This window comes from Staphylococcus sp. NWU MK-U1, assembly GCF_033283505.1.
In the GTDB taxonomy this organism is placed as follows: Bacteria; Bacillota; Bacilli; order Staphylococcales; family Staphylococcaceae; genus Staphylococcus; species Staphylococcus haemolyticus.
Genome location: NZ_JAVSMG010000004.1, coordinates 26,380 through 47,440, shown reverse-complemented (window position 1 = coordinate 47,440; position 21,061 = coordinate 26,380). Strand labels below are relative to the sequence as shown.

The window sequence follows — 21,061 nt, the reverse complement described above, 5'->3', positions numbered from 1 at the left end:
CACTGCCTTTCTATAAGTTCTGTATTTAAAACGTAATCATTACGATTTAAATATTATAATCCTTCTTAAGAGACATTTCAATGAATAAATGAGTATATAAGTATATTTAAAAACGTTGCTTAGTAAACGTAGTTTCTTATTTCAATATATATGATATTGATAATCATTATCATATAGTTTGTTATAATGATGTAATATTTTATTATTTTTGAAAATTAACATTGGCGATAGGTGTAATCTATATGAGAAGTAATAACTATTTTCATAATATAAGGTTTATTTAGCGTTAAGCATCATAAAGGGTAATAGATTTTACATATTAAAACGGAATTATTTCGCTTTATAATATGAAATAGAATTTTCAAAGGAGATATAGAGTATGAAAAAATTATCAGTTAAAGATTTAATTAATGTCGGTATTTTTACAGCGATTTATTTAGTAGTCTCTTTTGTAACATTTATGATTGGTTACATTCCATTTTTAATACCTTTTTTAGGCTTTATTTGTCCAATTGTGTGCGGTATTCCATTTATTTTATACGTAATGAAAATAGAAAAATTTGGCATGATAACACTAACGGGTACTATCTTAGGACTTGCTTTCACAGTTATGGGTAGTGGTTTGATTATGTTGCCTGCTGGAATTATCGGCGGTTTACTTGGAGACCTCATAATGAAAGCTGGAAACTATAAAAATTGGAAGTATATTGCATGGGGATATGCTGGTTTCTCTTTATGGATAATGGGATTTGTATTAAGAATGTTTATCGCTAGAGATCAGTATTTCAAAGAAGTAGGACAGTCTTATGGCCAAGATTATGTTAACGTTTTAGAATCTATTACACCGCTATGGACTTTGCCGGTTATGTTTATTCTAACGATATTAGGTGGTCTCGTAGGAGCATGGTTAGGTAAAAAAATGTTTAGCAAACATTTCAAAAAGGCGGGGCTAGTGTGAAGCTAGTTGCCAATTCTTTGAATGATGATAGAAACGTATTTGCAAAATTAGATCCTAGAACAAAGATATTATTAACCATCACAATTAGTACGATACTAATTTCTAGTGGAAGTTCACAAAGTATTTTAAGGATAAGTTTAACTTTATTTTCTCTATTATTGCTATTAAGTATAAATAAAAGAAGTATATTTATAAAATGTGTCATCACATTTATAGTACTTTTTTTGATACAACAGTGCGTCGTTCCACATACTCATGGTACTGTTAAATTCATTTTTCTAGGATTTGTTGGAATATTTATGAATATGTTAGGTTCTGTTGCAAAGTTAGAAATATAGTATAATAAATAGTAAACAAAAATGAGGTGCAGAGGATGAATTATTTCAGATATAAACAATTTGACAAAGATGTCATTACTGTAGCCGTTGGCTACTATCTAAGATATGCATTAAGTTATCGAAATATATCTGAAATATTGAGAGAACGAGGCATCTATGTTCATCATTCAACAATTTATCGATGGGTACAGTAATATGCTCCTATTTTGTATCAAATTTGGAAGAAAAAGAATAAGCAAGCCTATTATAAATGGCATATAGACGAGACGTATATCAAAATTAAAGGGCAATGGCATTATTTATATCGCGCTATTGATGCAGATGGCCATACACTAGATATTTCGTTACGTAAGAAACGAGATAATCACTCAGCATATACGTTTATTAAACGTCTTATTCAACAATTTGGCAAACCTCAAATGATAATTACAGACCAAGCACCTTCAACGAAGGTGGCGATGTCCAAAGTGATTAAAGATTTTAAACTTACCCCCAACTGTCATTGTACCTCTAAATATTTAAATAATCTCATTGAACAAGATCATCGTCATATCAAATCAAAGAAAATAAGTTATCAAAGTATCAATACGGCAAAGAATACGATCAAAGGCATTGAATGTATTTATGGACTATATAAAAAGAACCGCAGATCTCTTCAGATCTACGGGTTTTCGCCATGCCGTGTAATTAGCATCATGCTAGCTAGTTAATACGAAGTATTATTTTAAACATAAGGTTAGATACTTATCTTTCTAACTTTGCAACAGAACCCAGAAAAGTATATTAAAGCAACGATTGACGTGAAAAATCAATAATTGATAAGTAATTTTCTCCTATTGAACAACGAACATTGCGTGAGGCTTTGTTCGTTGTTTTTTCATATCTCCAACGGTGGAGTTGATTTTTGAAATTTTTATAATCTCATTCATTTTAGAATTGTTTACGCTTCAAAGTTCAAAATTTCTCAACAATGCTATGACAGTTATGTTAACACTTCTATTTTTGTTTGAACTACTATATATAGTATTTTAAATTAACGATAGATACTATATATAGAATGGAGTGGTGAAATGAAACAACTTGAGGTTGCCTTACAAGGTCTCATCACAAAAGATCCAACGGTAGTGAATGAGAATGCAAATAAGATAGCAACACGTTTTCAACAATGCGAGATTTAACCGCAGGGGTGGTTTCAAAGTCCTATGCGTTAGAACATTTATTACCTCAACGCGTGGCAGAAGCGCATATAAATGGTGACATTCACTTTCACGATTTAGATTATCATCCGTTTCAACCGTTGACGAATTGTTATCTCATTGATGCGGAGTCCATGCTTTCCCATGGATTTGAAATTGGAAATGCGAATGTGACTTCCCCTAAATCGATTCAAACGGCGACGGCGCAACTTGTTCAAATTATTGCGAACGTATCTAGCAGTCAATACGGGGGATGTACAGTAGACCGTGTTGACGAATTGCTGAGTACATATGCCCGTCATAATGAGGCGCATCACTGTGAAGTCGCTGAACAATTTGTGAAAGCTGAGGCGCAAGAAGCCTATATCGATCAACAAGTGACTCAAGATATCCATGATGCGATTGAAAGTTTAGAATATGAAATTAACACATTATACACTTCAAATGGACAAACGCCATTTGTCACTCTTGGTTTCGGACTCGGAACTGATGCATTGAGCCGAAAAATTCAAACGGCGATTTTAAAAACACGGATTAAAGGGCTCGGTAAAAATCGGATGACTGCCATTTTTCCAAAATTGGTCTTTTCGATTAAAAAAGGCGTTAATTTTAGTAAAGATGATCCGAATTATGATATTAAGCAATTGGCACTCGAATGTTCGACGAAACGCATGTATCCAGATATTCTAAATTATGATGCACTCGTAGACATTTTAGGGGATTTTAAAGCGCCGATGGGATGTCGTTCTTTCTTGCCGGCTTGGCGTGATGTAGAGGGGCATTTTGAAAACAATGGACGTTGTAATTTAGGTGTGGTCACGCTCAATCTGCCTCGAATCGCGATTGAATCTCACGGGGACAAACACGCGTTTTGGCAATTGTTCCATGAACGTATGGACATTCTACATGAAGCGCTCCTGTATCGAATAGAACGTGTGCTTCAAGCGACGCCTCAAAACGCCCCGATTTTATATAAAAGCGGCGCATTTAAATATAAACTTCAAGCTGAGGAGGCCGTTGCTAAACTGTTTAAACACCAACGGGCGACAGTGTCTATGGGATACATTGGTTTATATGAAGTTGCCACTGTATTTTATGGACCTACCTGGGAAACGAATGATGAAGCCAAAGCGTTCACATTAGAGATATTAAAAGAAATGAAAGATTATCAAGAGCAATGGACAGAAGAAACGGAGATTTGGTTTAGCATTTATAGTACATCGAGTGAATCATTGACGGATCGTTTTTGCCGTTTAGATTATGAAAAATTTGGAGCTATTCCAAACATTACAGATAAAGGGTATTATACTAATTCGTTTCATTATGACGTCCGTAAAGATGTGACGCCTTTTGAAAAGATTGATTTTGAAAAAGACTATGCGCATTACGCGAGTGGTGGATTTATTCATTATTGTGAGTATCCTAAATTAAATCATAATTTAAAGGCGCTTGAAGCGGTATGGGATTATGCTTATGACAAAGTCGGCTACTTAGGGACAAATCTCCCGATAGACCGCTGTTATGAATGTGGATTTGAAGGGGATTTTGAAACGACGGCGCAAGGCTATATGTGTCCACATTGCGGGAATCATGATCCGAAAACGATTGATGTGGTGAAGCGGACGTGTGGCTATTTAGGAAATTCAGTTCAAAGACCGGTCATTGGGGGAGCCGTTCACGGATGAGGTCCTTTCTGAAATCTTAAAGGCATGTGAACCTGACTATATTGCGGGGTTAAGCATTTTAGGTGGGGAACCTTTTTGTAATGTTGATATCACATTAAAATTGGCATAAGCCTTTCGTAAACGATTTGGTCCTCGCAAAACGTTGTGGGTCTGGACAGGATTTTTATTTGAATATTTGGCGCGTGATACAGGTCTCCGCTATCAATTGTTATCTCTGATTGATGTACTAGTAGATGGTCCTTTTATTCAGCCCTTGTATCAGCCGAATTTAGCCTACAAAGGTTCTTTGAATCAACGGGTCATTGATGTGCCACAGTCATTGGAAAGCGGTTTGCCGTTGAGTTACATTGAATAAAGTTCACAAGAAAATAAGTGCACCACCAATATGCTAAAGACCACCCGCTGTCACTCGGTGGAAAACCCGGAGGACAGTGGGTGTTTTTTATGGAATTCAGTTGGTTGACAAGCGGAATTGATTCCGAATAAAATAAAAGAGAGTTGATTCCGTTTATAGAAAAGAGGTTATTCAAAGTGGAATCAGGTATACAACAGACAGTGATGGATAAAAAGGGCAGTCAACGTGTCGTTGCCGTCATGATGATTGGCGCGTTTATTGGGGTGCTCAATCAAACGTTGCTTGCGACCATTTTGCCTGAAATAATGCACGATTTTCAAATTTCAAGTAATACCGTCCAATGGCTTACGACTATTTTTATGTTAGTGAATGGGATTATGATTCCTGTCACGGCCTTTTTAATAGAACGTTTTACGTTACGACAATTATTTTTTACAGCAACCGGGTTTGTAGTAGTCGGTTCTTTTTTATGTTTTATTGGGCCAAACTTTTCAATATTATTAGTCGGTAGAGCGGTTCAAGCGTTAGGCGCAGGCATGTTGATGCCACTCACACAAACGCTTCTTTTCATTATTTTCCCCCCAGAAAAACGTGGGTTAGCGATGGGCATGTTTGGGTTGGTCATCGGTTTTGCCCCAGCGATAGGGCCGACAGCGTCAGGGTGGTTTGTTAACTTTTTCGACTGGCGTTACTTATTCTTAATTGTGTTGCTTATCGCAGTCGCTGATTTTATTTTCGGTTATGTCACACTTCAAAATATGACACAACTAACGCATCCGAACTTCGATGTCATCTCGGTGATCGAAACGACGCTTGGATTTGGGGGATTGTTATATGGATTTAGTGTGGCAGGTCAACTTGGATGGACACACCCCGTCGTCTATGTGACGCTCATCCTTTCTATCGTGATTTTAATATTATTTGTGCTACGACAACTGCGTCTTGAAACACCTTTATTAGAATTTAGAGTGTTCAAATATCGTAATTTCACCATTTCTATGATGTTGATTATTTTAATGTTTATGTTATTTATCGGCAGTATGACGATTTTACCGATATTTATGCAAAATACGCTTCACTGGTCGCCATTATTATCAGGTTTAATTCTTTTACCAGGGGGACTTGTCATGGGCTTGCTTTCTCCTGTAATGGGAAAAGTTTTTGATAAAATGGGCGGTCGCAGTTTGAGTATTTTAGGGATGAGTATTATTTTGATTGGCGCTTTATTGTTGGCTCAAATTCATGTGTCAACGCCGATACTCTACATCATCTTTAGTTTTTCTGTCATGATGCTAGGAAACGCCATGATTATGACACCGATGACGACGGCAGCTCTCAATGCGTTACCGATGAAATATATTGCACATGGTACAGCGATGAATAATACGATGCGCCAAATTTCTGCGGCTATAGGTACAGGATTGCTTGTGACAGCGATGACCAGCCTCGCGCAAGGAACGTCTCGAAGCGGAACAGCAAGTGTGGTGTTTGGATTGAATATGACCTATTACATCGTGGCGCTCGTGGCACTCATCGGTGTTGGACTTGCCTTTTTTGTAAAAAACGAGGTTCCATCAACGAAATAACTGTGAAACAACGTTTGAAAATAACGACGAGTGATACTACTAATATATGAGATGTAATAAATAGTGGGAGGTTGTTGTAATGAGTGAAGTTAAAGCGATTGATACACATGCGCACTTATGGAGTAAAGCTTATTTAGAAAAGCTAGGAGCGTTAGGAAGTCAAGGGACAGAGGTGGCCAAAGGGATACATCAATCTGAAAGTGACGATGACTTAAACAAACGATTTAAAATGATGGATGATGCCGGGGTCGATTTACAAATTCTTTCAGCAACCCCGCAATCGCCACAATGGGGTACAAAAGAAGAAGCGCATCAAAGCGCCAATGAGATTAATACATTATACGAAGCATTAGTGGAAAAACATCCTGACCGCTTTTTAGCCTACGGGGCAGTCTCACTTCCTTACGTGGATCAAGCGATTGAAGAAGCAAAAGCCCTATTGAATAAAGAAGCTTTTGTAGGGATTGCGATTCCAACGCTTGTGAAAGATAAAGCGTCCATTGCTGACCATCAATTTGAAGACTTTTTCAAAGCCATGAATGCGCTACACGCAACATTGTACATTCATCCGACCGGTTGTGGTGCGCAAAGTTCATTAATCAATGACTACGGTCTAGAGTGGGTCATTGGTGCACCGTTAGAATCCACATTTATCACATTACATTTAATAAAAAATGAAATTCCTCAAAAATATCCAAACATTCAATTTCACATTTCTCATCTAGGAGGTGCGCTTCCATTTTTCATGACCCGTATTAAAGACAATTATGAAGATTGGCATGCGTTTAATGCCGATCCATATGAACTTTTAAATCGTCAATTTTGGTTCGATACCGCGAACTTCCAAGGGTCTTCGTTAGTGAATGCGATTGAAACGTTCGGAGAAGACAAATTTATGATGGGCTCTGATTTCCCATATTTCCAAGATGAAAAATATACACGTGGGGTACAGTACATTAAAGAGAGCGGATTAGATATGGAAGCGGTTGAAGGTGTACTGAGAGGTAACGCTATTCAATTTTATAACTTTAACCATTAAATATAGACAGCGGAGGGTTATTTCAGAAGGGAGAAACTGAAATAACCCTCGCGCTGTTTTTTATTTATAAATAAAGGAGTGTAGTGAAATACATTTTTTCATTGGTCCATCATTCTGCCATCTGTTGTTGCCTTTAGTGACCTTTGTAAATATTGTGCGCTAGTTCTTTTTTATCATAAGCATTGAAATATGTGAGGACATTGCCCAAGGTGTCATAGCCTCTGATTTCATCGCCTACTAGCTGATAATAAGCGGGTGTCACTTCAAGTAACTCATCGAACAATCTTTCTTTCTTTTGTTCTTCAGACTCAGCGACTTGAACTTCTTTAGTGACTAATTTACTTAAAATGTTCCCATTCAATGGGTTTACAACTGTAAAATGAAGTTTTTCTCCATTATTTAAGCGATAACTTGCTTCAGATGCATTGAATGAAAATTCTCCTCTATCATTCACTTGTAAGTCTGGGAATTCATTACCTTCACCGAGACTTGAAGTGACGTTTACGACTGCATTCGCAAACTTAGTTTTACCTTTGATGATTCTAGTGCCTTGACCGCCTTCTACAGGTTTGTCGATTCCGCGATCACTTTCATAAACAAACCCATGTATATTTTCAACTTCTAAATCATCTGCACCAGTGTTCAAAGTAACTACTTTTTTCACATCATCAGGACGATACGTTGTTGTTGCAGATGCGACAGTGTCAAAGTCGCTTACTTTAACATTGAAAATTAATGGATTTAACGCTTCTTCCTCATCATCAGGTTTAAATGTAAGTGAGACTAAATCATGGATCACTAGTAATGCTATGGTAGTTAATATATTAGACAAAAAGGAAACTGAGTTTTATTTTTTATACCAATATTTGCGTATTATCAATTATAATAATGTGATAAGTGGTTCAGGCCAGCCACAAATTACTAGAAAAAATATGAATTCAATTGAACTATTAATGCTCAAATATGTAGAGCAACTGAAAATAGGAGGATTCTTGAATAGTTTTGATAAATTAATTGAAAAACAGTCTTCAAAAGTCGAATTTTTAAAACAACGCAAACAAGGATTCTTACAGAAGATGTTTGTGTAATTCTGATAACGACCTATTATGTTAATTGAAAATAGAAAAAAATAGTAATAAGAGCATCCCTCACCGTAAAAGTGAAGGATGCTCTAGTTTTATTGTAAGTAGTATGATATTCATTTTGATAGGTATTGGTTAATAATCATCTGTAAATCATTGTTAAGTACCGTTGTTATAGAGTCATCATTCATAAAATCTTCATAGATTTTATCAAGTATTTCTTCATCTTCAATTACTGTGAAATGATATACTAACCCTTTTACTATTGAAACGTAATCTTGCGATTTTAAGCAACTAGCAATTGTTCGCCAATCTGATTGTCTAGTTTCATGGTTCATAGATAATCCTCCTTTTATTTTAATGTCCATTTTTGACGTGCTTTAGGATTGAGTGGATGCATGATTTCATTTGTTGCTGGATTTATGAGCTTTTTGACTTTCTTTTTATGAGGTTTTAACATTTCTAATACTTCATTAACACGTGCTTCAACAACGGGCTTTTTAGCGTAAGCACCCCATGCTAATATCACTTCATCTGATTCTTTCACTGTTTTCATAATTTGAATATTTGTATGATTATCATAAGCATTTTCTTCTAAATGTTTGAGATTGATAGGTGTTGTAATATTAGAGTATAGATTCACAAAATAGATGGACCCAAATGCATCCATTTCTGAAATTTTGTTCATAATGAGTTGGGTTGTTAGGTCAATATTGATAATGCCATCATAGTGCGGATACATCGTGATGATTGTAAGTGTTTGTTTTTCACTGTCCCATGTCTTTGTTAGTAAGTAGCGGTGAGTTCTCTTTTCGTCAAATATTGCAGTAGTGACAAGTGTATTTGTGATATTTTCCATTGATTTTATCTCCTTAATATTCATTTGGTAATAACATGACATAATAAGAAAGGCCTACATCATCTTCACGGATAATGTAGACCTTATTGATATTGATAGGTTGATTGATATTTGCCTTTTGAGTTTTCACATACGCTGGTCGTTCTTGTTTGTGTTTGATATATAATTGATTGCGATGTTTATTGAACTGGAATATATGAAAATAATCTACTGAAGTATTATCTTTGGTTTGTTCTTGTTCTCGCTCAGATACGAGTTGCCATAATTGGTGTTGTAAGATATTAGGTAAGTTGTTGGCGATACCCCGGGTGATATATCTATTCATAAGAGACTTCCTTTCGTTCTGACTCTTTCATCCAAATGATGATTTCACTTAGTATTGTAATGACTAATTGTGTAATTTTGATGTATTTATGCATATTATTCTCCTCCTGTTAGTAAGTATCGTTGATCCAAACGAGGCTTGATAGTGTTGTGTAGGTATAAGAAATCCATATCGTGATTTTCGTCGATATAACCGATGGCTATGAGTTGTTTCTGATAGTAGAGAATGAAAGGATAGATATTACTTTCGTGAAGTGTGTCAGAGTAGTAGGTATTAGTCTGAAGTATTTTATTACTGAGTGGGCCAAGTCTTACATATTGATTGGGTAAGATATCATCAGCGATTTCCTCGATAGATTCGCAGTGCCACACTTCGTCCTTTGGCAGGTTGAATAAGTTGGTTATATAGTGCTTGAGTTGTTGTTCTAGTGTCATTATTATGACCTCCTAATGTATTTGATGGATGTGTGCATGTGATACATCTTATTGATAATATAAGTTTAAAATACCATTTGTTTCGCTTAGAAATCCCACCGAAATATAGAAAATATCCCAATCGAAAGTCATGACAATTGTTGGTATGACAAGGAAATCCCGTTATCCCGCTCGTTTTACGAGAAATATAGCGATATATTTATATATCATTTGGATTTGTAGGTGTGGTTACGATTTACTTTTTTCTTTTTATATTATTTATTTATAAATAATAACGGGATTTTGGGATTACGCTTTCGTAATCCTTCTTATACATGTAGTTATCCAATCCCGTTACTATCCCGCTTGTATTTTATTTTGGGATGTTCTTTCGTCATATCAATATAAGCTTCACATTGAGTCATGAGTAGTTAGCGTGTTGAACATATTTGTTAGATAGGTGTTATTGAATGACGAAAGGACAGTACATTTGTATTAGATTTGAAGAAAGAGCGTTTGAGGCAAAAATAAAGACGAAGTGCTGAGGAGCACTTCGTCGAGCGGGGTATCATTGAAAAGTTGTTTAATAATTTCATTATTGAGTTTGAGTGTAACGTAGAATTGTTTTTTATGATTACCGTCTTTACGAATATCGATACGATCAATGACCGTAAGGTATAATGCTTTGAGTTGTGCTTTATCCATTGATTCTACGTTTTGAAATATTTGTTGTAATAGGGCAGCGATTTGTTTCGTATCATAAGATGGTTTCTCTTGATTTTGTTGCTGCTTTAGTTGATTCATTTGGTTTGTAATGTCATTGAGTTGTGTTTCATATTGATGAATGGTTGGTTTGAGTGCAGATGTTAAGTCTGGATTGTCTTCGATGGTTTGAACTAGATTTTTAAGTTTAGTGTTAATTTCATCAAATTGTTGTTGTTTATAAGCAATATCATGATTGAGCGCAGCTACATCGACTCTATTCTCTTGATTGACACGTTCGACAACTTGTTTGATAACTTTATCACTTTTGACTATTTCGAGTATTTGATCCATAACATACTTTTCGATAACATCAGCTCTAACACTATTGGCTGAACATACCTTTGATCCTTTATTGCGAAAGTTGCTACAGGAATAGTAACGGATACGTTTCTTAGTGCCATCTTTGAGTGTATTCGTTGTATTGCTAGCGGCCATGGCTGCGCCACACTGGGGACAACGTATAATACCCGTGAGTAGGTTAGTCCCTTTACCATGTACTTGCGGCTTTTCTTTGATTTGTTTCTTACGCATTTGGACTTTGTCCCACAAATCTTGGCTTATAATAGGAGAATGCTTTCCTTGAGCGATGACAGGTTTATCGTTTAGCCCCTTACGACGCTTTTCATTCCAGTCTTTGTATTTCGCAAACTGAATTTGTCCAATTTAGAAGGGGTTAGACAGGATATAGGTTATAGAACTCACACTAAAGGGTTTGCCTTTTTTAGTGACATAACCTTTATGATTCAACGCATTAGCAATTTTACGGTAACCATGACCTTTAGCGTAAGCTTCAAATATATATTTCACAATATTGGCTTCATGTTGATTAATCATCAGTTCATGTTTACTATCGGGTATTTTTTCATAACCTAACGGCAAATTGCCTTGATAATAGCCTTCTTGGGCACGTCGGGTTTGGCCCATGAAGACGTTCTCAACAATGTTATTACGCTCGAATTCAGAAAAACTCGCAAGGATTTGAAGCATTAATTTTCCACTACTCGTATTGACTTCCATCCGCTCAGATAGGCTGAAAAATTCGACATTTTGGCGATGTAAGTCTTCGACTATTTTTAATAAATCAGAGGTGTTACGTGCAAGTCGATTTGTTTTATACACCATCACACAATCGATATGGCCTTCATTCGCATCCTTCAACATACGTTGGAGCTCAGGGCGGTTCATAGATTTTCCTGAGATACCACGATCAGCGTAAATATCTGTGACTTCAAAATGATGAAATTGACAGTATTCTCTAATCTGATTGATTTGGCCATCAATACTATAACCTTCTGTACTTTGCATCTCCGTTGATACACGAACATAGATACCGACACGTTTTTGTTTGAGTTGTTGCATGATTTTTCATCCTTTCTGATTAAGCAATCGATGATTGCATATCTTGATTGACGATGTTTAAGGGTTCATTTTTGAAATAGATTCCTGTAAGCGTTTTGTTTTCTGTAATATGAATTTCATCAATATAGGGGTATAACATGTTTAACGTGAAACATTGTTGAATGACATTTTGAAAAGCCCTTTGAATTTGAGTCGAGCTAATGGATGAATTGGTTTTTGATTGTTGGTGTAACAGTAGAGATTTTTCTCTGAATGTATCTGCAGTAATCGTCCCTTGAGCGAGCTTTTCTATTAGTTGTTCTTGGGTGAGTATATGTTTCGTTTCCAAAGTTCTTTGGTTTTTTAGTTGTTGTTGGATTGTTTGATTAATTTTTGAATAGAGCTGTTGATTTTGAAAAAAGTCCTTACAAGTTGTTAAGACCCTTGTTTCTAGCATTTGTGCATTGATGCCCTTGAAATCACAGACAAAACGTGAAGCATTCATATTTCTTGGACAAACATAATAACGCAATGCGTGCTTCTTTTTCCTAATGGTCAGATTGGTGAGCGTTGAACCACAACAAGGGCATTTGATTTTTTGTTTGAGTTGGTTGTCTGAAGATCTACGATTAACTTGTCTTTGGTTTCTGACTTTTTGAGCGTATTCATACAAGCTGACTGAAACAATAGGGGGGAACATATTATCGTATTGGCCATATTGATTTAGCACTCGGCCACAGTAATTAGGATTTAGGATAATACAACGCACTTGGAAAGGTTTTCGGTTGATGAGGTGATTGGATTTTTCTAAGCGTTGAGAAATTTTCTTGTATCCGTAACCTTCCACGTAGTCGTCGAATATGGCTTTTACAGTAGGTGCTTCATCCTTATTTATAGTAAATGTCCCATCGTGATAGTGATAGCCAAAAGGGGCGTGAGTTGTAATGATTTTACCTTGGCGTGCTTTTTCGCGTAGTCCATTTTTGACCTGTTCACTGATATTATCAGATTCTAGTTCGGCCAAGCTGATGAAAATATTGAGTTTGAGCCGATCGAATGATTTATTCATGTCGAAGTAGCCATCATGAACGCTTAAGATATGAACATGGTATTTTTGACACAATTTCATGAGTTTTAATGCATTTTTTAGATTACGATGAAGTCGATTCAGTCTGTAGCAACATAATACGTCACATTGTCCCTGTTGAATCAGTTCAGTAATTTGTTGGTAGCCTGTTCGATTTTCAGTTCTACCTGATTGTTTATCGCTATAAAAGGTAATGTGTTGAATATTATGCTTTTCGGCTAATGCTTTGATGGTTTGTTTTTGTGCTGCTAAGGATTGTTGCTTTGTAGTGCTCTGTCGTAAGTAACCAATGGCTTGTTTCATTCTGTTTCCTCCTTCCAAATTGATAATATATATTTATGAATGAATTTACACATAACCCCAACACCAATCAGGTGTTGGGCGTTATTATTAGTCATCAGCATGATTAATTTCTTCAATCACTAAATCAGCGAGTAATGTGATTAATTCGTCCATATGGTTCAACCTCCAAATATCAAATTATATTGAATTGATAACATGTTGCATTGTTATTCGTTCTATCCGTGTACTTGGGACAAAATGTTCTGTTATCTCTTTTTCATTTATGAATTCAGGGGACAAGTGATAAAATTTTAGTAGCTTCTGTTCCGTTTCAGTTAATACATATTGTTGCACATGGTAGTATCTGTCGATATAATTAACGACAATAGGTTTTTGATGATCATCGACTTCTACTGAATCAATTGTGTAATTTAATAAGTTGACGTTTATTTTCATTTTTATGCCTCCGATTAATTTAATGAGCTACAACGCATAGCGCGTTGTAGCGGTATAATATTCAAATTTATAGGTCTAAATCATCATTTGCTTCTTTTTCTTTCGCTTGTTTCATAAAGTTATTAAGCAAATCTGGATTTGTATTACCATCAAATTGCGGTGGTATTAAAGTTTCAGTATTAGAGCTTAAGCCGAAAATAGGGGCAAGCTCAGTACTTAATTGAAGAACATAGAATACTATCGTCTTGGATTTTCCTTGGGCATTTTTTACACTTCGCTTTGTTGTCTGACGACCTCGGTCGGATTGAATATGTCCTTTATCTCGTAGCGCATTGACGACATTTTGTACATCTTGGTATTGGTTTTCTTCTAACATGTGTTTAAAAACATCTTTAAGCATTTTGACTTGAATGTGGTCGTCTTTCAGCTCAATAAGGCCATAATTTTCAAACATTGTTGAGAGTTTTCCATTTTCAGCAAATTTCCCACGATTTCTCATAACGAACTGCACAATTACATCGATGGCCTTATCCCCCAGGGACCTTTCACTTACGGAATCAGCGTGATAATTAATTAGGTACTCTCTTACTGCATCCAAATCTATGGGTGTCGCAATTACACGTGCCAATATTCTTGCTGATGTCGTAATAGTGGCGTAGCGCTTAAACATACGTATGCCTACATTGTTTGTTTCATTGTTAAGCTGCGTTTTGAACCAATCGTGTTCTCTATGAAACCACTTGACTACTTTAGATTCACGATTTAGAAGATATTCAGCTACTAACGGCATTACGTGTCCATAGTTTTTGGATGTTCCTTTTTTAATGGCGTCTGCATTGTCAGCACTTGTTGTAAAGACATCAGAAATTTCTATGCATCTTGCTCTCAGACCGTCATTTGCACTAGCATCTTTGAATATTGTGTGTTCTGCTGTACTAATCACACTAGATCCAAAGTGGTGAGGATTTTTTACATTTCCTTCTCGATTAGCACGTAGACGACCTTGCCCCTCTGCTAGGGAATAAAGTAAACCATTTGTATCTTTAAAGGTAGCTGCTGATAATTCATCTAAGGCAATAGGAACACCAAAGTTGTTACTTAAGTATCCTTCAATTGCATTACGGGTGCCGTTCCAACCTCTGAATAATGTTTGGTCACCTTTAGATGGATTACCTGCTATTGAAACTGCTAATGCCGCTGCAGTCGATTTACCCGTACTAGAGTTCCCCATAAATGAAAATATCGTGCCGAAATATTCGACTTCATGCTTTGTTTTTAAAAACGCAGTCACTAATGAAGAAACACCAAATATCACAGCAAGCTCCAGTAACAAGTTTCCTTTTACTTCATCAAGATACATTTGCCACCAACCTTCAAATGTACCTTTAGGTTGTAAGTCATACTTTGTTTCACAAATAATTTCATCAGCCTGAGACTGCTCGATGTCTTTTGAAAGATATGGTTCATCTAATGAAATGACAGTACCTTCATCAGTACTTAAGACACCTACACCTGTATACAATGTAGAAATGGGTAGTGATTGACGCATTAATTGTAGTGCATTACCTAGCGATTTAATGTACTTTTCATTGATGCTGAACCCAAACATAACCAGTCTAGGTAACTTTTGTGTCGTTAGAATATCTGACGTTTCAATACGTTCAATATTTTTGCCATCCGTGATAGTCAATTTCTCAACTCCTGTAGTAGGGTCGAGAAATTTGTTTTCTATGATGATGGGACTAGATAAACGAATTATCTTATCTTCGTCATTTTTGTTTTTTGCTCGAATAAGTTCATACCATGCAGTTGAATCTAACCAGTGTGGATATTGCTCGAAGATGTTGTTAGGCATTAGTTGTTACCTCCTTTCCAATTACGCTTTTGACGCTTTGGATTCGGGCCTGTTTTCAGATAAACTAAGTTCCCTTTACTATTCTCACCAATAATCATAAATGGAACACTTGGTGCGTGCTTTACAAAATATTCACCTTCGTACTTCACAATTATTTACCTCCGAATGTATTAATTTGTGTATCGGCCGAATACATATATAACTATATAGGTAATAGTGTGAAGAGTAAGTCTGTAAAATAACCTTTAAAATTCCAGACAAAAATTATGAAGAAATATATTGACAAAAAGAAGTGCCGATTTTTCATCGGCACTTCTATAATGATGGTTACTATTTTGACGTGATATAAAAATATTCAGAATCATCAAGGTTATTTTTATCGTTGATGTTCTTCTTTAAATGATAATTTAAAGTTTTTTTTAATTCAGAGATAAGTTTATTGCGATTTTCTTTGGTGTACTCTGGTGGATCTACTAGCTCGCTTTGACTTAATAATCTAGTTACTAAGGATTTAGGGGCAGATGCTTGAGTTTCTTTTTTAGTTAAATACTTTGCAAGGTTTACGTCAATTTGAACACGGCATTCTTGTTCTAAATAGTCACTATAGCTATAAGATTGGGTTGCAGCTAATTTTGCATTAACTTCGTCCTTGAGTTCATCTAATTCATCCATATAGTAATTAATTATATCTATTTTTTGAGCACTGCTAACATTTGGAGCTGTTATTATATCTATAACCTTAGATTTTATACCAACTTCGATATTTGAATCGATTAAGAAATATAAATAGTAATTTGTCATAGCAGTTTTATAATCAATAGGATTAGTAATTTCATTTTTTATAAAATAATATAAGTTATCATTAATTTTATTTGTCTATTCTATATCTTTTTTATTAACGCCATTTTTTAAAAAATGGATATAATCAGAGTTATTCGACAATATATCATGTATAACAAATTTACTATCACATTTAAATGCATAGAATTTTCCAATTTTAAAATTTTCAGAATCAATACCAAGTGCAAGGCAAAACTTTTTGAAATTTGCTGAAAAGTTAGTTTTAGTTGGCACAAATAAATCATGATCTTCTCACTTTTTTTGCTTATTTTCTTCATTTGCATTATTGCATCCATCAAGAAGATATAATTCATATTTAACTATGTCAGTTAAAATCATTGGATATTTTACCTTGTTACGAGTGTTGCGATTATTATTTAATTCCTCATAAGATTTACTTGTTTGACTCATCGCTTCTTTTACTTCCTTTGTATCCATATTTTCAATTATTGATTGTAACTCATGTCCCCAATTGCTATACATTAAATCACTCATTTCTAATTTTTAAATAATTATATCTTAAGAATTGTGAATATATAGAGAGAACATAGGTTCTTGATTTGTTATAATTATTTGTATTAAGTAATTTCGTTATAAAGTGGATTGAACAATATATTGCAGGTCTTTTTATTACAGATAATTACCGTAATAAAGGTATAGGAAGGTTTTTATTGGAAAGATTAAAAAGCGATTATAATGTACTTAATTTACATGTAAATGAGAAGAATGAAGGAGCCATTCGTTTTTATACAAAACATCAATTTGAAATACGATCTAAGAAATTTGAAGCAGAAACTCAAGAATATGAATATTTTATGAAATGGGATAGTAATTGAAATTACAAAAGTACCAATAAGTAATTTTATGTAAAAAGATAACAAATAATATACTCTATCAAGTCCCACAACTTGAGAGAGCTTTTTGTATATATTAAGCATTTATGCTACTAGTTGATATTAGATGTAAAGTATTTATAGTAGTAATATATCGTTTTATCTAGCTGTACGAAAAATCAATTACAAAAAACCCCATCAACAACCGATAAGCAGAACTCGTCAAGAGATGTCAGATAAGATAGTTTTAGTACTCTGTAATTTTAGGTATAAGGTATATTATAACCGTTTTAGCCTATCCATCCATCGCCCACTCATTCTATTCTAGCTTATCCACCCGACGCAATTTTCTGACTCATTCCAGCTTTGCCTATCCACCTATCGCCTTTACATACACACTTCATCTTTAAAATCTAAAATTTCCTTATGCTTATTCATTAACTATTCCTCCATACTCTTCTCATCGTTCTTTTAATTCACACACTCCCTTTTCCCTCGTCACTCAGTCATGGCAGTTTGTAATTTTTGTTCAATTAAGTCGATATGTGTACTGATCAAATTCCGTTGTTCATTCAAGAATTCTAGGTGTGCGCGTAACACGCTTGGGACATCTATTTGGTTTTGATAAAGCATGTCTGTGTTTTTTCGGATTTCTTTTAATGGCATATTCAAATTGCTTAAGCACTGGATAAATTTAATCATTTCGATATCGTCGTCTGTGTATAAACGCTTGTTATTGCTATCTCTGTCGATGTGTTTTAAGATATTCTTTTTCTCGTAATAACGCAGTTTGCTTTTAGGTATATTGCAATAATCTGAAACGTATTCAATGTAATATTGTTTCATGTAAGCATATCCTTTATCTTAAACCAAGGTTTAACTGATATTGTATTCTATATAAACATGAATGAGGAGGAAAGACAATGAAAAAGGCTTTAATTGTTGTAACAAACATTGCGAAATACGATAATTTAGAAAGACCTACAGGTGCGTGGTTCTCAGAGGTTACGCACTTTGCGAAAGATTTCTATGACGCAGGTTATGATGTTGATTTTGTAAGTCCGAACGGTGGGTATGTGCCTCTTGATCCTATCAGTCTTAGCCCTGAAATGATGGGAGCCGAGGACTGGGAATACTACACGGATCATGATTATATGAATAAATTTGGACAAACATTATCTCCAAAAGAGGTTAATCCTAGCGACTATCAAGCCATTTACTTTGCAGGTGGACATGGTGCGATTTGGGATTTAAGAAATAACAAAGAACTAAACGACATTGCGCTAAGTATTTACAATAACCAAGGCGTTCTCTCTTCTGTATGTCATGGTGCGGCTGGTCTACTCGATATTAAAGAAAATGGCGATTATCTCGTTCGTCATAAAGATGTGACTGGTTTTACAAATAGTGAAGAACAAGCAAATGGTACAATTGAATACATGCCATATTTATTAGAAGACGAATTTATTAGTAACGGTGCACATTTTAAAAAAGAGGCTGACTGGAGTAATTTTGCAGTCGTAGATGGTCGCATTGTCACTGGTCAAAATCCCCAATCAGGACATGCAGTTGCTGAAAATGCTTTAAAAATCTTAGCTAATCAATAATTTTATAAAGGAGCGATACACATGAAATCATTAATTATCGGTGCTAATGGTGGCGTCGGTCAACATCTCGTACGTAAACTGAAAGCAAGAGATGTTGATTTTACTGCCGGTGTTAGGAAAGAAGAACAAGTTGAAGCTTTAAAAGCAGATGGTATCGATGCAACTTACATTGATGTCGCAAAACAATCTATTGATGAATTAATAGAATTATTTAAATCGTATGATCAAATCCTTTTTTCCGTCGGTTCTGGTGGGAGCACAGGTGACGATCAAACAATCATTGTAGATTTAGACGGTGCAGTGAAAGCAATTAAAGCAAGTGAACAGATCGATCATCAACACTTTATTATGGTATCAACGTACGACTCACGCCGAGAAGCGTTTGATGCGTCAGGCGACTTGAAACCATACACCATTGCTAAACATTATGCGGATGACTACTTAAGACATGCAAATTTAAAATATACCATCGTGCATCCAGGCGCTTTAACAAACGAACATGAAACGCAACAATTCAATATGAGTGCGCAATTTGAAAATGTACAAAATCCGTCTATTACAAGAGAAGATGTAGCAGAAGTGCTTGTTTCTGTATTAACTGATGAAGTATTACAAGGTCACGAATTCCAAATCATCAATGGTGATTTGTCATTATTAGACGCAACGACTAAATATCTGGAGGAATAATAAATGAATAATCAACAAGTTGTACTTGCAAAACGACCACAAAGTATCCCTCAAGACGATGTATTTAGATTTGAAACAATAGAAACTCGAGAACCACATGCAGGTGAGGTTCAAATAGAATCCATTTATGTATCTGTAGATCCTTACATGAGAGGCAGAATGAATGATACAAAAAGTTATGTTCAACCTTTCCAAGTGAATGAGCCATTACAAGGTCATATTGTTGGAAAAGTCACACAATCGAACGATGAACGTCTATCTGTCGGCGATTATGTCACAGGCATATTACCATGGAAAAAGATAAATACAGTGAATGGAGACGATGTGACCCCTGTGCCATCAAAAGATGTACCATTACATTTATATTTGGGTGTTTTAGGCATGCCGGGAATGACAGCCTATACAGGATTGCTTCAAATTGGTCAGCCACAATCTGGCGAGACGGTTGTCGTGTCAGCTGCATCAGGTGCAGTAGGCTCTGTCGTAGGACAAATTGCTAAGATTAAAGGCGCAAAAGTTGTCGGTATTGCTGGTGGTAAGCAGAAAACAACATATTTAACAGATGAATTAGGATTTGATGCGGCCATTGACTATAAACAAGATGATTTCGCACAGCAACTCGAAGCGGCTGTACCAGATGGTATTGATGTGTATTTTGAAAATGTTGGCGGCGCAATTTCTGATGAAGTGTTTAAATACTTAAATCGATTTGCACGCGTTCCGGTATGTGGTGCAATTTCAGCATATAATAATGAAAAAGACGATATTGGACCACGTATCCAAGGAACGTTGATTAAAAATCAAGCATTGATGCAAGGTTTTGTAGTAGCACAATTCGCTGATCATTTTAAAGAAGCAAGCGAACAACTCGCACAATGGGTGTCTGAAGGTAAAATTAAATTTGAAGTGACGATAGATGAAGGTTTTGACAATTTACCTTCTGCATTTAGAAAGTTATTCACAGGAGAGAATTTTGGTAAACAAGTTGTCAAAGTCGCTGAAGAATAGAGAAGACTATGAAAAATATCATCGTAAGATTCATATTTAGTTTACTGTTTTATAAAAGTGGTGTTGCACACTTTAAAAATAAAGATATGTTTTTAAAAATCGTGCCGTCCTATTTACCTTTCAAACACGCAATAGTTAAGTATTCGGGCATATTAGAATTTATAATTGTTTTTTATGTACTCGGTGCTAAAAATAGATCACGCGTAAGAAAAGTAGTACAAGGATTCCTTTGGCTCGTATTTCCTGCAAATATTTACGCTGCACGCAAGAACATCTCTTATAAAGATGAAAGAGATGGAACAGATAGTGTTAAGCAGCATGTCATTCGTTTACCATTACAATTTGTCATGGTCGCACTTGCGAAACTATTATAAGACTTATCATAGCCACGCCTGGAACATTACTTTTGTTCCAGGCGATTTTTTAATATTTACACTTAAAATCGACGTATATCAAATGATTCTCTT

The 21,061-nt window shown here is 35.4% G+C and carries 20 protein-coding genes and 5 pseudogenes; 12 read left to right on the top strand and 13 right to left on the bottom strand.

Translation table 11 applies throughout. From position 1 onward, the window contains the following. Positions 1–379 precede the first annotated feature (379 nt). From SBL16_RS07195 to SBL16_RS07170, 6 genes and pseudogenes are all read left to right on the top strand, one after another. Positions 380–958 carry an MptD family putative ECF transporter S component gene (locus tag SBL16_RS07195; RefSeq protein ID WP_053016933.1) on the top strand — a complete coding sequence of 193 codons (579 nt, stop codon included), beginning with the start codon at positions 380–382 and terminating at the stop codon, positions 956–958. 373 nt (positions 959–1,331) lie between these two features. Continuing rightward, a pseudogene (locus SBL16_RS07190) lies at positions 1,332–2,006 on the top strand (IS6 family transposase). A gap of 360 nt (positions 2,007–2,366) precedes the next feature. Then, positions 2,367–4,177 (top strand): annotated as a pseudogene (gene nrdD / locus SBL16_RS07185) (anaerobic ribonucleoside-triphosphate reductase). Continuing rightward, positions 4,158–4,532, top strand: a pseudogene (locus SBL16_RS07180) (4Fe-4S single cluster domain-containing protein); the annotation flags it as partial. The pseudogenes nrdD and SBL16_RS07180, both read left to right, overlap by 20 nt. 203 nt (positions 4,533–4,735) lie before the next feature. Beyond that, positions 4,736–6,118, top strand: a complete 1,383-nt coding sequence (locus tag SBL16_RS07175; RefSeq protein ID WP_182703536.1) for an MDR family MFS transporter — start codon at positions 4,736–4,738, stop codon at positions 6,116–6,118. A gap of 79 nt (positions 6,119–6,197) precedes the next feature. Further along, a complete protein-coding gene (locus tag SBL16_RS07170) occupies positions 6,198–7,157 on the top strand; it encodes an amidohydrolase family protein (RefSeq protein WP_107611660.1) in 960 nt (319 codons plus the stop codon). 133 nt (positions 7,158–7,290) lie between these two features. Here the strand turns inward: SBL16_RS07170 and SBL16_RS07165 are convergent, their stop codons facing one another. Beyond that, positions 7,291–7,989 carry a hypothetical protein gene (locus SBL16_RS07165; protein WP_317953441.1) on the bottom strand — a complete coding sequence of 233 codons (699 nt, stop codon included), beginning with the start codon at positions 7,987–7,989 and terminating at the stop codon, positions 7,291–7,293. Here SBL16_RS07165 and SBL16_RS07160 point away from each other — a divergent pair. After that, positions 7,967–8,125 (top strand): annotated as a pseudogene (locus SBL16_RS07160) (hypothetical protein); the annotation flags it as partial. The gene SBL16_RS07165 and the pseudogene SBL16_RS07160 overlap by 23 nt on opposite strands. Before the next feature lie 230 nt (positions 8,126–8,355). On the opposite strand, the gene SBL16_RS07155 reads toward SBL16_RS07160, so the two are convergent. From SBL16_RS07155 to SBL16_RS07105, 11 genes and pseudogenes are all read right to left on the bottom strand, one after another. Further along, complete coding sequence (locus SBL16_RS07155) at positions 8,356–8,577, bottom strand: hypothetical protein (protein ID WP_107525800.1); 222 nt, start codon at positions 8,575–8,577, stop codon at positions 8,356–8,358. Positions 8,578–8,591: 14 nt separating this feature from the next. Then, positions 8,592–9,098, bottom strand: a complete 507-nt coding sequence (locus SBL16_RS07150; RefSeq protein WP_107611661.1) for a DUF1643 domain-containing protein — start codon at positions 9,096–9,098, stop codon at positions 8,592–8,594. Between the two features lie 13 nt (positions 9,099–9,111). Then, positions 9,112–9,423, bottom strand: coding sequence for a DUF960 family protein (locus SBL16_RS07145; protein ID WP_107519034.1), 312 nt, complete (start codon positions 9,421–9,423; stop codon positions 9,112–9,114). Positions 9,424–9,518: 95 nt separating this feature from the next. Continuing rightward, positions 9,519–9,857 (bottom strand): SAUGI family uracil-DNA glycosylase inhibitor, encoded by a 339-nt coding sequence (locus SBL16_RS07140; RefSeq protein WP_107611662.1) that lies wholly within the window; start codon positions 9,855–9,857, stop codon positions 9,519–9,521. Positions 9,858–10,331: 474 nt separating this feature from the next. Then, positions 10,332–11,960 (bottom strand): annotated as a pseudogene (ccrB, locus tag SBL16_RS07135) (cassette chromosome recombinase CcrB). Between the two features lie 19 nt (positions 11,961–11,979). Then, positions 11,980–13,329 carry a cassette chromosome recombinase CcrA gene (ccrA, locus tag SBL16_RS07130; protein ID WP_107611663.1) on the bottom strand — a complete coding sequence of 450 codons (1,350 nt, stop codon included), beginning with the start codon at positions 13,327–13,329 and terminating at the stop codon, positions 11,980–11,982. 177 nt (positions 13,330–13,506) lie between these two features. After that, a complete protein-coding gene (locus SBL16_RS07125; RefSeq protein ID WP_107611664.1) occupies positions 13,507–13,764 on the bottom strand; it encodes a hypothetical protein in 258 nt (85 codons plus the stop codon). A 67-nt stretch (positions 13,765–13,831) separates the two neighbouring features. After that, a complete protein-coding gene (gene cch1, locus SBL16_RS07120; RefSeq protein WP_107614018.1) occupies positions 13,832–15,619 on the bottom strand; it encodes a cassette chromosome replicative helicase in 1,788 nt (595 codons plus the stop codon). Continuing rightward, positions 15,619–15,768: a hypothetical protein gene (locus SBL16_RS07115; protein WP_182703541.1), complete on the bottom strand. Its 150-nt coding sequence runs from the start codon at positions 15,766–15,768 to the stop codon at positions 15,619–15,621. The genes cch1 and SBL16_RS07115 overlap by 1 nt, the downstream gene beginning before the upstream one ends. A gap of 181 nt (positions 15,769–15,949) precedes the next feature. Further along, positions 15,950–16,420 (bottom strand): hypothetical protein, encoded by a 471-nt coding sequence (locus SBL16_RS07110; protein WP_233664311.1) that lies wholly within the window; start codon positions 16,418–16,420, stop codon positions 15,950–15,952. 291 nt (positions 16,421–16,711) lie between these two features. Then, on the bottom strand, positions 16,712–16,942 hold the full coding sequence (locus tag SBL16_RS07105) for a hypothetical protein (RefSeq protein ID WP_233664309.1): 231 nt from the start codon (positions 16,940–16,942) through the stop codon (positions 16,712–16,714). A 110-nt stretch (positions 16,943–17,052) separates the two neighbouring features. Here SBL16_RS07105 and SBL16_RS07100 point away from each other — a divergent pair, with 110 nt between their 5' ends. Continuing rightward, positions 17,053–17,295, top strand: a complete 243-nt coding sequence (locus SBL16_RS07100; RefSeq protein WP_313770493.1) for a GNAT family N-acetyltransferase — start codon at positions 17,053–17,055, stop codon at positions 17,293–17,295. Between the two features lie 495 nt (positions 17,296–17,790). Here the strand turns inward: SBL16_RS07100 and SBL16_RS07095 are convergent, their stop codons facing one another. After that, positions 17,791–18,138: a MerR family transcriptional regulator gene (locus SBL16_RS07095; protein ID WP_075100229.1), complete on the bottom strand. Its 348-nt coding sequence runs from the start codon at positions 18,136–18,138 to the stop codon at positions 17,791–17,793. A gap of 77 nt (positions 18,139–18,215) precedes the next feature. Here SBL16_RS07095 and SBL16_RS07090 point away from each other — a divergent pair, with 77 nt between their 5' ends. Genes SBL16_RS07090 through SBL16_RS07075 form a run of 4 tightly spaced genes read left to right on the top strand, consistent with a single transcriptional unit; the run spans position 18,216 to position 20,968 of the window. Continuing rightward, on the top strand, positions 18,216–18,899 hold the full coding sequence (locus tag SBL16_RS07090; protein ID WP_107611667.1) for a type 1 glutamine amidotransferase domain-containing protein: 684 nt from the start codon (positions 18,216–18,218) through the stop codon (positions 18,897–18,899). Between the two features lie 21 nt (positions 18,900–18,920). Further along, positions 18,921–19,586, top strand: coding sequence for an NAD(P)-binding oxidoreductase (locus tag SBL16_RS07085; RefSeq protein WP_002434095.1), 666 nt, complete (start codon positions 18,921–18,923; stop codon positions 19,584–19,586). 3 nt (positions 19,587–19,589) lie between these two features. After that, entirely contained in the window at positions 19,590–20,594 is a 1,005-nt protein-coding gene (locus SBL16_RS07080) for an NADP-dependent oxidoreductase (protein WP_107611668.1), read from the top strand. An 8-nt stretch (positions 20,595–20,602) separates the two neighbouring features. After that, entirely contained in the window at positions 20,603–20,968 is a 366-nt protein-coding gene (locus tag SBL16_RS07075; protein WP_107611669.1) for a hypothetical protein, read from the top strand. Positions 20,969–21,061: the final 93 nt, after the last annotated feature.